Source organism: Flavobacterium sp. CF136, from assembly GCF_000282055.1.
Classification (GTDB): Bacteria; Bacteroidota; Bacteroidia; order Flavobacteriales; family Flavobacteriaceae; genus Flavobacterium.
In genome coordinates, this window is the sequence record NZ_AKJZ01000019.1 from 35184 (window position 1) to 48641 (window position 13458).

Here is a 13458-nt window from a genome sequence, read left to right on the forward strand (position 1 = left end):
AGATCCTAATGAATTTAATACGTTTTGCACTCCGCAAACCCATCTCTATATTGGTATTGGTGGCTGGTTTATTTTTCTTCGGAATTGGTGCCATCCAGGACATTAAGGTAGATATTCTTCCGAAAATGAACTTGCCGGTAATTTATATTGCGCATCCATTTGGAGGGTATACGCCAGACCAGATGGAAGCTTATTTTGCCAAGAATTATGTTAACATTTTACCGTTTGCCAATGGGGTAAAATCGGTAGAAACCAAGAATATTCAGGGGTTAATGATTATGAAGTTAACCTATTATGAAAACACGAATATGGCGCAGGCTGCTGCCGAATTGAGTTCGTTGTCCAACAGGATTCAGGCGGCATTTCCTCCGGGAACACAGCCTCCGTTTATCATTCGTTTTGATGCTTCGTCTTTGCCAATCGGGCAATTGGTTTTGAGCAGTAAAATACGCTCTAACAATGAGTTACAGGATTTAGCCAACGTTTATGTACGTGCTTCGTTTACTTCGATTCCCGGTTTGTTATCGCCGGCACCCTTTGGCGGAAGCCCAAGAACAGTAGAGGTTAACGTAGATCCGGATTTATTGCGTTCGCATAATATGACGCCTGACCAAATTGTGGAAGCGATTCGGGTAAACAACCAAACGGCTCCATCCGGAAACGTGAGAATTGGCGATATAAATTACATTTCGCCAACCAATAATACCATTAAGGAAATTAAGGATTTTGAGCAGATTCCGTTGTTTAAAGGCGGGGTTCAAAACCTAAAATTAGGTGACGTTGCCACGGTAAAAGACGGTGCCGACGTAACCAACGGATATGCTTTGGTTAACGGGAAACGTTCCGTTTATATCAGTATTGCAAAAGCAGGAGACGCTTCGACCTGGGATGTGGTTCAGAGGTTAAAAGCTGAATTGCCAAAAATTCAAAGCACATTGCCTGAAGATGTAAAATTATCATATGAGTTTGACCAGTCGGTTTATGTAATCAATTCGGTTAAGAGTTTAATTACCGAGGGAATTATCGGAGCAGTTTTAACGGGTTTAATGGTTTTACTTTTCCTTGGAGACAGACGTGCAGCCTTAATCGTAATTCTGACGATTCCGATTTCGATTATCTCAGGAGTTTTATTTCTGAAATTATTCGGGCAAACTATCAACTTAATGTCGTTGAGCGGACTGGCTTTGGCAATCGGAATTTTGGTGGATGAAAGTACGGTAACCATCGAAAATATCCATCAGCATCTCGCTATGGGAAAACCCAAGGCACTCGCTATTTGGGATGCCTGCCAGGAAATTGCATTGCCTAAATTATTGATTCTGCTTTGTATTCTGGCAGTTTTTGCACCCGCATTTACTATGGTCGGAATCCCAGGAGCGTTGTTTTTGCCATTAGCATTAGCGATTGGATTCTCGATGGTGATTTCGTTTTTATTATCACAGACTTTTGTACCTGTAATGGCGAATTGGCTGATGAAAGACCATCCAAAACACGAACATGCACCTAATATTACTGATGACGAAGCCGAATTTAATGCGTGCGGATTAACGCCTGAATCTGAAAAAGATTTAATCAGCCAGAAAAAAGCAGTCGTTGAAAGAGAAGATTTTGATAATGATAAAAAAATAAGCCGTTTTGAAAAATTCAGAATCCGGTTTATGAAAACTTTGGATCGCCTTTTCCCATACAAAAAAGCAGCTGCTTTAACGTATTTAATCGTAATTACAACCCTTGCCGTAGTATTTATTTCTTTTATTGGAAAAGACGTTTTTCCGAAAGTAAATTCAAGTCAGTTTCAATTAAGGATGCGCGCTCCCGACGGAACCCGTTTGGAACGCACCGAAGAAAAAGCCATTTTAGTGCTGAAAGAATTGAAGAAAATGGTGGGGAACGAACATATCGGAATATCATCTGTTTATGTTGGTCAGCACCCGTCATTATTCTCCATTAACCCGATTTATTTGTTTATGGCGGGTTCACATGAAGCAGTTTTTCAGGTAAGTCTAAAGGACTATCACGTTGATATGGATGATTTTAAAGATGACTTCAGGGCGAGAATTAAAAAAATCCTTCCTGATGTAAAAGTCACTTTTGAACCAATTGAATTGACGGATAAGGTATTGAGTCAGGGTTCCCCTACTCCAATTGAAATTCGAATTGCCGGAAAAGACAAAAAACGAAATGAAGCCTACGCCAGTCAAATTGTAGATAAACTAAAGAAAATAGCGTATTTCAGAGATGTGCAAATTGGACAGCCGATTCATTATCCTGCGATGAATATTGACATAGACAGAACCCGCGCTGCCGAATTGGGCGTGGATATGAACGATATTTCGCGTTCGCTGATTGCCTCTACCTCATCATCGAGATATACAGAGAAAAATACCTGGATTGATGAAAAATCAGGTTTATCGGTGAATGTTCAGGTACAGGTTCCTTTGAATAAAATGAAAAGCAAAACGGATATGGGAGAAATTCCGGTATTGAAAAACTCACTTCGTCCTGTTTTGAGTGACGTGGCAAAAATTACACCCGGATTTGTAAGCGGCGAAAATGACAATTTAGGGGCTATGCCCTACATTACCGTTACGGCAAACATTCATCAAACCGATTTGGGGACGGCGACTAAAGATGTGGCTAAAACCATAAAATCATTGGGCGAATTACCACGTGGTTTATTCATTAATCCAATTGGTATGAGTAAAGTATTGGAAGAAACATTAAGCAGTTTACAAATCGGATTATTGGTTGCCATCTTTGTAATCTTCTTAATGTTAGCCGCTAATTTTCAGTCGTTCAAGGTTTCACTGGTGATTTTAACGACTGTTCCTGCAGTAGTTTTAGGAGCATTATTAATGCTGACTATTACCGGTTCTACGCTAAATTTACAATCGTATATGGGAATCATCATGTCGGTTGGGGTTTCGATTGCCAATGCCGTTTTATTGGTTACCAATGCTGAACAATTGCGAAAACGAAATGGTAATGCACTGGAATCGGCACGTGAAGCTGCGGCTTTAAGGCTTCGTCCAATTATTATGACCTCTGTGGCGATGATTGCAGGAATGTTACCCATGGCGATTGGTCATGGCGAAGGTGGCGATCAGGTTTCACCGTTAGGAAGAGCCGTTATTGGCGGGTTATTATTTTCGACCTTTGCCGTATTATTGATCTTGCCGTTAATTTTTGCCTGGGCGCAGGAACATACCACAACACAATCTGTTTCTTTAGATCCTGAAGACGAAGAAAGCATCCATTATATCTCATCATTAAAATCGAACAATGAAAAATAAAATTATACAATCGACCACGCTATTCTTTGTAGCTGTATTTCTTCTAACTAGTTGTAATTCAAAGAAAGAAGAAACTGTTACGACTGAACTTGAACCTAAAACAGAAACGTTTCTTTTGCAAAAAGAAAAACTGACAACCGAATTGCGTTTACCTGCCGAGTTAACCGGTTTTCAGCAAGTAGATTTATATGCTAAAGTAAGCAGTTTCGTGAAAACCTTAAAAGTAGATATTGGTTCGAAAGTGACCAAAGGACAGCTTTTGATTGTTTTGGAAGCTCCGGAAATCAGCTCGCAACTGGCAGCAGCCGAATCACGACTAAAATCGATGGAAGCTATTTACGCCACCAGCAAAAGCACTTACAACCGTTTATACGAAACAAGCAAAGTCGAAGGAACGATTTCTAAAAACGATCTGGAAATGGCAAGCGGAAAGAAAAACTCGGATTATGCACAATATCAGGCTGCTGTAGCTGCTCATAAAGAAGTGAAAATCATGAGAGGTTATCTTGAAATCCGCGCTCCTTTTGACGGAATTGTTGCTGCCAGAAATGTGAATTTAGGAACCTTTGTTGGCCCTGCCGGAAAAGGTTCTGACTTGCCATTGTTGACTATTCAACAGCAAAATAAACTGCGTTTGGCGGTTTCTATTCCGGAATTGTATACGGGATATTTACACAATGGTGACGAAATGAGTTTTAATGTAAAATCATTGCCGGATACTTTTAAAGCTACGATTCAGAGAATGTCCGGAGCGTTGGATTTGAAACTACGCTCGGAGCGTGTAGAAATGGACGTACACAACACAAAAGGAGATTTATTACCCGGAATGGTAGCCGAAGTTTTATTGCCGCTTAATGCGAAAGACAGCACATTTGTAATTCCAAAATCGGCATTGGTGAGTTCTGCCGAGGGAACTTTTATTATCAAAGTAGTAAATCATAAAGCAGCCAGAGTCGACGTAAAAAGAGGAAGGGAAATCGATGATAAAGTTGAAATATTTGGCGATTTACATTCGAAAGATAAACTGATAAAAATTGCCAGTGAAGAAATTAAGGAAGGTGATGATATAAAGGAATAAACCTTTCAACTTTTTAATTATTGGTTTGTTTAAAAGTGCTGTAAGACTTAGGTTTTGCAGCATTTTTTTTTATGGAGCTGGTTCCTGCTATACACTTGTATCTTTTCCTGGCTGGCAGCAGCCAGAAAAAGGATACCGCTTCTATCAGGGCTAGTGATTTAGGTTTTATAAGGAATAAACAGGTATAAGTACGTGGTTGTTTGTATTGTTAAATTGATATTTTTGAAAAATAATAATACTATACAAACTTTCGTATATACACCCTAATTTAGGTAGATTGTCGCTACTTTGTAGCGAGTATATACAAGTTAGCTGCAAGCTTCGAAAATCGTAGAAACAATCAAATGAATAGAATTATACTTATTGGAAATGGATTTGATTTAGCACATGGAATTAAAACCAGTTATAATCATTTTATAAGTGACTATTGGGAGAAAATGATTTCCCGATTGCAAAATGAAGTTGCATGTAATATTACAACTCGTACAAAAGTATTTGAAACTGATGAAGTTAAAATTGACAACGTGCATGGTGGTCCTTGGCAGGGAGGAAATTGGGTTAGTGGAAATACGTTTGAAGATTTGATAAATGCTTTGGAAACTCAAAATCTTGAATTAATTTTTAAAAATAAGTTTTTAGAAATTCTTTCGAAAAAGTATAAAGAAAAAAACTGGGTAGACATTGAAAATGAATACTATGGTTTACTCAAAAAATCCTTTAGAAATGAAAACTGCTCTTATAAAATAACTGAATTAAATAACGATTTAAGGCAAATTCAAAAGTTACTTGAATTATATTTAAAAGATGTTGAAGACAAATTCGTCGCTAATTTTGGTAACAATGTATCTGATGCAAGATTGAAAAGCAATATTGGAAATAAAATCTATTCTCCGTTTAAATTAAAAGATTTTACTGAAACTTCAATCAACAAAAAAGCAGAAATTGAATTTCAAAAAATACAAGAAGATATAAAGGGATTAGAAGGTGATCAAATCACAATATCTGAACTGAGCGAATACAATCAAAAAATAATTTCAAGAATTGGCATCGAAGGAACATTAAAAGAAATCAGAAAATTACTTATTTCAGATAGTGCCATAAACTATTTTGAGTTAATGCCTGAAGAAATGTTATTTCTGAACTTTAATTACACTTTTACCGAAAAAATATATTCTAACCATGCTCAGTTTGATTCATTTAATTCAACGCAAAATTTAAAAAAACGTTATATTCATATTCACGGAACTACGGATAAATATGATCGTAATGATGTTATATTTGGCTTTGGAGATGAAATTGATGAAGACTACAAATCAATTGAGAATTTAAATGATAATGTTTATCTTGAAAACATTAAGTCAATCAAATATTTAGAAGCCGACAATTACAAACAATTGTTAGAATTTCTAAATAGTGGAGACTATCAAATTTTTATTTTTGGACATTCGTGCGGCATTTCTGATAGAACATTGTTAAATACTCTTTTCGAGCATAAAAATTGTTCATCAATAAAACCATTTTATCACAGCAAAGATTCCGAAACAGATAATTACAGTGACATCGTTAGAAATATTTCCCGAAACTTCAATAGCAAAACAAGCATGAGAGATAAGGTTGTGAATAAAGAATATTGTGAATCATTATCATAATGCCAGCAGCTAACAGCGGTTTGGCAAGATTTGGGTTTTTAGCTTAATTTAAAGTTGGTTTTGTATTTGGAAAATTAGTCTTAAAACGAAAATATATCTTACTTTAGTCCCAAACCTCGCCAAGCCGGCGGGACGTTATAGCTACAATTATAAAACCGAATCTTCAGAAATTAATAAACATGATAAAAGAATTAATAACAGATTTGGCTGGAGATAAAATTACGTTGTCCCCTGCTCTACGAAGTGTTCTCATGAAAAGCTGCGCAAATGTCTCTGACTTTGCGCAATTTTTTTAATGTTCTTATAAATTCTAAATCTCTTAAAAGTCTCCCGACTTTTTACAAAATGTTTTAAATGGCAATAAACACAAATATGTTATATTTATAAAAAAACTTAAAATGAAAGAAGGATACGTAATTCGTGACCAAACTTTACCGCATTTTATAACTGCTACAGTAGTAGACTGGATTGATGTTTTCACAAGGCAAACTTATAGAGACATAGTGATTGAAAGTTTAGATTATTGTATCAAAAACAAAGGAATGATTTTGTATGGTTATGTAATTATGAGTAATCATATTCACTTGATTATACAATCAGAAGAAGGAAAACTATCCGATTTGATTAGAGATTTTAAAAAATTTACAGCAAAATCTATTTTAGAAAAAACACAAAACTGTCCCGAAAGCAGAAGAGAATGGATGCTTGAACGCTTTATGTTGGCCGCACAAAGTCATAGTAGAAACAAAAAATATCAATTTTGGCAATACGGAAATCATGCAGAAGAAATTTATTCAAACGATTTTATGTGGTCTAAATTAGATTATATACATTTAAATCCGGTTAGGTCAGGTCTTGTAGCAAAGGCATCAGATTATATTTATTCAAGTGCAAGCAATTATGTTGATAATTCGGGATTATTAATGTTGAAAAAGCAGATAATCCTGTCGTAGATGTTTTAAATTCAAAATCATTTACAAAATATAATCTATATTAATTTTAGTTTAAAAGTCGGAGACTTTTGACAAGTTTTCGTTCTTAATAAATTTTAAAATGGCGCAAAGTCAGAGACATTTGCGCAGCGCCGAGAAGAACACTTCGAAGAGCGGAGTAGATTGTCGCTACTTTGTAGCGAGTATATACAAGTTGGCAGAAATATTACCAAAAAAAACGAAAATCTAAACAAAAAATATGTCCGAAGACATCTGTATAAAAAATATAGCTTTAGAGTTTTTGAAAACTATATTTAATAAAGAAAAATTTTAGGTAAAACAGTTGAAATAAATTTTAAAATATGATTAAATATATTGTAGACAAAACAAAAGATAAAAACTTAAAAGTTATTTGCCAAACTTGTAAAAATACAACGAAACATAAAGTTTTAAATTCTGCTAACGAAGAAGGAGAAGCTTTTATGCCTGAAGAAGGCTATAATTATTATTGGCAAAATGACTACGAAATAATACAATGTTTAGGTTGTGAAACAATTTCATTTAGGTCAGAGCATTCTAATTCAGAAGATATGGATTATGAAGAAGGACCATATATTGTTGAGCATATTTTTCCTCAAAGAAACAAAGACACTTGGCATATAAAGAATTATTATAATGTTCCGCATAATTTGAGAAGAATTTACAGAGAAACTATTGATTGTTATAATGCTGAATGTTTAACTTTGTGTGGTGCAGGAACAAGAGCTTTGGTTGAAGGAATTTGTAAAGAAAGTGGAATTCTAGATGGTGAAGTAAAAAAAACTAAACCTGATGGTACAATTGAAATAAAAAGAAGTAAAGATTTACAAGGAAAAATAAATGGTTTGTTTGAAAAAGGAAAACTTACCGAACAAAATGCAGAAATTTTACATGAACACAGATTTCTAGGTAATACTTCAATTCACGAATTATCTGCACCATCAAAAGATGAATTATCACTTGCAATTGAAATAATTGAAAATGTATTTGACACACTATATGAAATCCCTCAAAAAGCACTTGAATTAAAACATAAAAGAATGTTGAAAAAAAAATAAATACTTCTACCAACAGCTACAACGGATTTGGGCAATTGGCTTAATGGAAAGTTGGTTTTGTATTTGGGAGATTTGGCAAATCCAAATAATGGCCCAAAACCCGCTGTAGTACCCCGAACGTTAGCGGAAATGCTTAAATAATCCATGATATGAAATTATTTCTAACAATAATTATTGCAGCAATGCAATTCCTGATTGTGATACTTCCTTTAAAAGGAAAAATGTCAGATGAGAATTTAAGATTTCCTCATTTAACTGGAAAAGGTAAATTATTAGTCTTATGTTGTATTATTACACTAATTGCGACAGTTTGGCTTTATTCAAAAGTTGAAAATGACGAAAATACATCAAGACTAAAATTTGAAAGAGAATTAAAAATTGAATTAAAAAAAGCAAATGATTCTTATACAACAAAAATAGATTCTAGCAATAAAACTACTATTGAGATTTTAGCCAAATATGGCTTGAAAGTTGACTCTGCACAAACGCGAATAGAAAAGCTTGTCAAAGATTCTACTAATGTTGTGACAAAAATCTATAATAGTGAAGATCCTGAATTTGCTATGTATAAAATTGAAACTATAAAACGGACTGCTGACACGCTAAAAATTAAAATATTTTTTACTTCAAATGATGCAACAAGTTATAAAGTAAACTTTAAAATGGATATTGCAATTTTAGATTTGAAAGGCAAACTTAAAATGCTCGTAAAAGACTTCAATATGTTAGCACCAAACCTAACGCTAAGCAAAGACAAAACCATATCTTATGATATAGATTTCCCTAAGCCAAATTATCATTCTATTGTATTTAGAATGAAAGGAACATATTATAAGTTTGATAATAAAAAATTTAATTTAGATAGATTGTACTCATACGAAATAAATAAAGAAACGCCTACATTTGGTGTTCCAAGTAGTTTGAGAAACGATGAAATGAAAGCTTTTTTTCAAAATAAGTAGTAAATACGCTAGCATACAAAGAATGACCTTCTGCTGGCGCGAGCGTCCCGCTCGTGAACACAAAGAATGGCAGGAATATAAATAATAAAAGAAGGAAAAAATAAATTGTGTTTTTATCATTTACGACCTCTTGCTGAATTTACTACTGACAATCCTCGTTTGCCATGATATCTGGTACTCGTTTGCAAAGAGTACCTACGTAAATTAAAAAATAAATCGTAGCGTTTACAACGCGGTTCAATAAAAACGGAAGTATTTCTTAAAAACAAATACTTCTGTTTTTTATTTTGTAATTGTCTTCCAAATTATATATTTGAAGAAAAGAATGTCTCAGAAATATAAATTTGTAGATAGTACGGTTAAAAACTTTTTAAGATCTATATCTGTATAAAGCCGCGTTGCAAACGCTTTATTCGCGGTTAAAAAGTAAGTAGGTACTCGTTGCAAACGAGCACCAGAGGGGGTACGTTGGCAGTAATTTTAAATAAATGTATGGATATTAATAAAGTAAGAAAAGATACAATAGGATGTACTAATAAAATATTTCTCAATAGTGCAGGATCATCATTGATGCCGAAAATAGTTGTAGAAAAGATGGTCAACTACATCAACCAAGAAGAGCAATTAGGAGGCTACGACACTGCGGATAAAAATCATAGGCAAATTAATGAATTTTATGAAGAGGTTGCCAAGCTTTTAAATTGTCACACTTCCAATATTGCTTTTGCTTACAACGCAACTGATGCCTATGCAAAAGCATTATCTAGTATAATATTTAATGAAGGAGACATCATACTCACAACCACAGACGATTATGTATCAAACCATATAGCCTTTATTTCTTTACAAAAAAGACTCAATTTAAAAGTAGTAAGAATTAAAAATCTTTCAGACAATGAAATTGATTTAGAAGACTTGGAGACTCTCATTAAGAAACACAAACCTAAATTAGTAGCTGTAACACATATTCCCACAAGTTCTGGTTTGATTCAAAACATTGAAGGTGTTGGCAAAATATGTAAGATGTATGATATTTTGTATCTTGTTGATGCCTGTCAATCTGTAGGACAAATTAGTATTGATGTTCAAAAAATAGGGTGTGATTTTTTGACAGCTACAGGCAGAAAATTTCTGCGTGGTCCTAGAGGAACTGGGTTCCTATACGTTTCCACTAAAGTTTTAGATAGTAAGCTTACACCACTTTTTGTAGACCTTAGAGGAGCTCTTTGGACAAATTTTGATGATTTTGAAGTCTCAAAAGATGCTAAGAGATTTGAGCATTGGGAAATGTCTTATAGTTCTTTAGTTGGCTTGGCTGAAGCTATACGTTATGCAAACTTAATAGGACTAAAAGATATAGAAAAGTATAATTCGCAACTTTCAAATACTCTCAGAGTACAGCTTTCGGAAAACCCCAAATTAAAAGTTTTAGACAAAGGTAATAGATTAGGCAGCATCATTACATTTTGTAAAACTAATGGAGATACTTCTGAAATTACAAATTTGCTAAATGAAAATTCGGTGTCTTTTTCCATAAGTAAAAAAGAATATGCTTTAATCGATTTTACAAACAAAAAGATTAACTCTGCTGTTAGATTATCCCCCCACTATTTTAATACAAAGGAAGAAATATATAAAATAGTAGAGATATTAACTAAAATAAAATAAAACTTCTGCTAACAGCTAGAGTTTCGTTGGGCTTGAAAAGCCAACAATGAAACTCCTGTTGAACGGAGTGCTTGATGTAGATGTTAGGGAACTATTGGTATCAACAAAAAAATAGAATTACATAATTATTTAGAACTCTCTGCTTCCATTTACTTGCAAGTTGTGACTTATAATCTAATTGGCTTCATTGCATAGCCAAAAATTATTTTAATAACAAATACTAAAACTAAACACTATGTCCCCTTCTGAAATTGTAACTACACAAATTGAGGCTTATAATAAGAGAGATTTAAAAGGTAATATGGAACTTTTTAGTGAAAATTTTCAAATTATACAATTTCATGATAAATTTGTTTTAGTTGATGGGAAAGATGCATGTAAAAAAATGTATAAAGACTTATTTGACAACTCACCAAACCTTAAGGCGGAAATTATCAATAGAATCAATTATGGCAATATAATAATTTTGCATGAAGTCATTTATGGAAGGTATGGTCAAAAAGAAGGACTTGACCAATTAATCATGTTTGAAATTATAGAAAACAAAATAGAAAGGATTTATAAATTTTGAAAATAGCAATATACATCTATCATTAGTTATAGTCTTACTAATAGTGCCGAAATTAAGAATTTAGATATTGGCGCAAAGGAGACATTTGCGCAGCGCTGAGAAGAACACTTCGAAGAGCGGGCGGTAATTATCACAAGAATCAACTACAGTATAAAAAATGACAGTAACGATAATTTTTATGAAACGATATTTTAAATTTTTACCATTTGTTTTCTCAGTATTTTTTGTTAGTTATAATTTATATGCACAACAAAAAGAAAATTATACTGCCAAAATTGACAGTTTAATTCAACTTACAAATCCAAGAAATTTTAATGGTGTTGTGTTAATAACACAAAAAGGGAAGATAAAGTACTCAAAGGCTTTTGGCTATTCTGATATTGAAAAGAAAACACCATTGACACTAAAAGACAATTTCAGGATTCAGTCCAATAGTAAACAAATTACAGCAGTTCTAATTTTAAAAGAGGCTGAGAAAGGAAAAATAGACCTACAAAGACCAATTAGAAAATACTTACCTGATTTGCAGCAAACATGGGCAGATACAGTAACTGTTCATCAATTACTAAATATGTCTTCTGGAATAGTATCCTTAGAAAAACCATTACGTTTTAAATCTGGAACAGACTTCCATTATAGTAATCCTGCCTATGGATTATTAGGGCGACTGATTGAGAAAATAACAGGTAAAAAATTTACTGAAGTAGCCAATAGTCTATTTAAAGACTTAGGAATGAAAAATACCTATTGCTATGAAATAAATAAAACCAATCCCAATCTTATTAATGCATATTGGCAGACCAAAGATTCAATTGAGGTAGTTGATTTTAAAAAAATGAATTTTACAGAGGAATCCTGGTCAAACTTTATTCCTGCCGGAGGCATTATCTCTAATGCAATTGATTTAAATATCTGGGATACAAAACTTCACACGGGTAAAATATTAAAAACAAAATCTTATGAAGCCATGGTAAATTCAACAATTGTGGATTCTGATTTTACCTTTAGTGAAACAAAATCAAATTACGGTTATGGTGTTAATATAAACGAAGATAAGCCATATAAATATATTGGTCATGCCGGAAGAGGGATAGGATTTGTAAGTCTCAAATTTTATTTACCAAAAAAGGATTTGGACGTGATTATTTTGGAAAATATTTATAATAGGGATGTTAATATTGTTTACCATTTTGAAAAAAGCATAAGACAAATTATTATGAATAGTACACTTGTAAAATAATAACTATCGCCGAAGCCGTTAAAATAATGAAATATAGCTTAAGAAGTAAAAACCTCATAACCCGACCGCGCAGATCTACACAATGATAGCGCACCTGTGAAAGACAAAATTGCGGCTTTAACTGAAGATTATTATTTTAGTTCAGCACGAAATTATGCAGGTTTAGAAAATGACTTAGAGGTTGTATTGTTAGATTTGTTTTGATATTTTCAGAAGACAATTGTTTATTTACTTTGCGGGCACAGAATGCAATTCTGCGCTATCAGAGCAAAGTCAGAGGTATTTGCAGCGCTGAGAAGAACACTTCGAAGAGCGAGTAGTTCATAAAATTTAGCATCTGTACATCAAAGATAAAAGAAAAGGCCGTGATTTCTCACGACCTGTATGGAATTCAATAAATGAAATTTATCTTTTAATGACTCTACTTGTTGCTATTCCTTTAGCAGAAGATATTTTAAACAAATAGGTTCCAGCTTGAAGTTCTTCAATATTGACAGTATTTATTGCACTATTTAAGGATTGATTGAACAGCATTTTTCCAGTAATATCAAATACTTGCAAACTAACATTATCAAAATCATTTAATTCGATAGTAGCATTATTTTCAGCTGGGTTAGGATAAATTTTCAATCCTGAACTTACTTCAAAATCATTGGTTACCAATGTTGTACTTAAGGTGATACAAGGTGAAGTGATGGTACAACCTCCAAAAGTAATTTCTACTTTATAATCCCCAACAATGGTAGGTGTATAAGATTGATTCGTTTCACCAACGAGTAGTGTACTAGGACATTGAAACCATTGGTAAGTAGCTCCTGTTTGATTGGCTGTTAAAATTCCTAAATTCGATGAAACAGTATCGTCTACTAAAGTTCCTGTTCCCTGAATAGCAAAATCGTAGGTGGCTTCATCGCAATCATTCGTAGTAAAGGTAACTATCGCCGTTCTTGTTCCAGAAGCTGATGGAT

General features: G+C 33.5%; 10 protein-coding genes. 9 read left to right on the top strand and 1 reads right to left on the bottom strand.

What is annotated here, in order from left to right:
* Window positions 1-8: 8 nt before the first annotated feature.
* The 9 genes from PMI10_RS08470 (at window position 9) to PMI10_RS08510 (ending at window position 12490) form a co-directional block, all read left to right on the top strand.
* Complete coding sequence (locus PMI10_RS08470) at window positions 9-3293, top strand: efflux RND transporter permease subunit (protein ID WP_007806694.1); 3285 nt, start codon at window positions 9-11, stop codon at window positions 3291-3293.
* Entirely contained in the window at window positions 3283-4371 is a 1089-nt protein-coding gene (locus tag PMI10_RS08475; RefSeq protein ID WP_007806696.1) for an efflux RND transporter periplasmic adaptor subunit, read from the top strand. The genes PMI10_RS08470 and PMI10_RS08475 overlap by 11 nt, the downstream gene beginning before the upstream one ends.
* A 344-nt stretch (window positions 4372-4715) precedes the next feature.
* Entirely contained in the window at window positions 4716-6020 is a 1305-nt protein-coding gene (locus PMI10_RS08480; RefSeq protein ID WP_007806700.1) for an AbiH family protein, read from the top strand.
* 398 nt (window positions 6021-6418) lie between these two features.
* A complete protein-coding gene (locus tag PMI10_RS08485; RefSeq protein WP_007806701.1) occupies window positions 6419-6973 on the top strand; it encodes an REP-associated tyrosine transposase in 555 nt (184 codons plus the stop codon).
* A 341-nt stretch (window positions 6974-7314) separates the two neighbouring features.
* Window positions 7315-8049: a DUF4145 domain-containing protein gene (locus PMI10_RS08490; protein ID WP_007806703.1), complete on the top strand. Its 735-nt coding sequence runs from the start codon at window positions 7315-7317 to the stop codon at window positions 8047-8049.
* Between the two features lie 149 nt (window positions 8050-8198).
* Complete coding sequence (locus PMI10_RS08495) at window positions 8199-9011, top strand: hypothetical protein (protein WP_007806704.1); 813 nt, start codon at window positions 8199-8201, stop codon at window positions 9009-9011.
* A 492-nt stretch (window positions 9012-9503) separates the two neighbouring features.
* Window positions 9504-10679, top strand: coding sequence for an aminotransferase class V-fold PLP-dependent enzyme (locus tag PMI10_RS08500; protein WP_035631592.1), 1176 nt, complete (start codon window positions 9504-9506; stop codon window positions 10677-10679).
* 235 nt (window positions 10680-10914) lie between these two features.
* On the top strand, window positions 10915-11250 hold the full coding sequence (locus tag PMI10_RS08505; RefSeq protein WP_007806708.1) for a nuclear transport factor 2 family protein: 336 nt from the start codon (window positions 10915-10917) through the stop codon (window positions 11248-11250).
* Between the two features lie 157 nt (window positions 11251-11407).
* Window positions 11408-12490, top strand: coding sequence for a serine hydrolase domain-containing protein (locus PMI10_RS08510; RefSeq protein WP_050992438.1), 1083 nt, complete (start codon window positions 11408-11410; stop codon window positions 12488-12490).
* 405 nt (window positions 12491-12895) lie between these two features.
* Here PMI10_RS08510 and PMI10_RS08515 read toward each other — a convergent pair.
* A partial coding sequence (locus tag PMI10_RS08515; RefSeq protein WP_007806712.1) for a T9SS type A sorting domain-containing protein occupies window positions 12896-13458 on the bottom strand: 563 nt, incomplete at its 5' end.

Bases quoted from the DNA above. Each gene is read 5' to 3' on its own strand.
- PMI10_RS08470 (WP_007806694.1), top strand. From the start codon at position 9: ATGAATTTAATACGTTTTGCACTCCGCAAACCCATCTCTATATTGGTA.
- PMI10_RS08475 (WP_007806696.1), top strand. From the start codon at position 3,283: ATGAAAAATAAAATTATACAATCGACCACGCTATTCTTTGTAGCTGTA.
- PMI10_RS08480 (WP_007806700.1), top strand. From the start codon at position 4,716: ATGAATAGAATTATACTTATTGGAAATGGATTTGATTTAGCACATGGA.
- PMI10_RS08485 (WP_007806701.1), top strand. From the start codon at position 6,419: ATGAAAGAAGGATACGTAATTCGTGACCAAACTTTACCGCATTTTATA.
- PMI10_RS08490 (WP_007806703.1), top strand. From the start codon at position 7,315: ATGATTAAATATATTGTAGACAAAACAAAAGATAAAAACTTAAAAGTT.
- PMI10_RS08495 (WP_007806704.1), top strand. From the start codon at position 8,199: ATGAAATTATTTCTAACAATAATTATTGCAGCAATGCAATTCCTGATT.
- PMI10_RS08500 (WP_035631592.1), top strand. From the start codon at position 9,504: ATGGATATTAATAAAGTAAGAAAAGATACAATAGGATGTACTAATAAA.
- PMI10_RS08505 (WP_007806708.1), top strand. From the start codon at position 10,915: ATGTCCCCTTCTGAAATTGTAACTACACAAATTGAGGCTTATAATAAG.
- PMI10_RS08510 (WP_050992438.1), top strand. From the start codon at position 11,408: ATGACAGTAACGATAATTTTTATGAAACGATATTTTAAATTTTTACCA.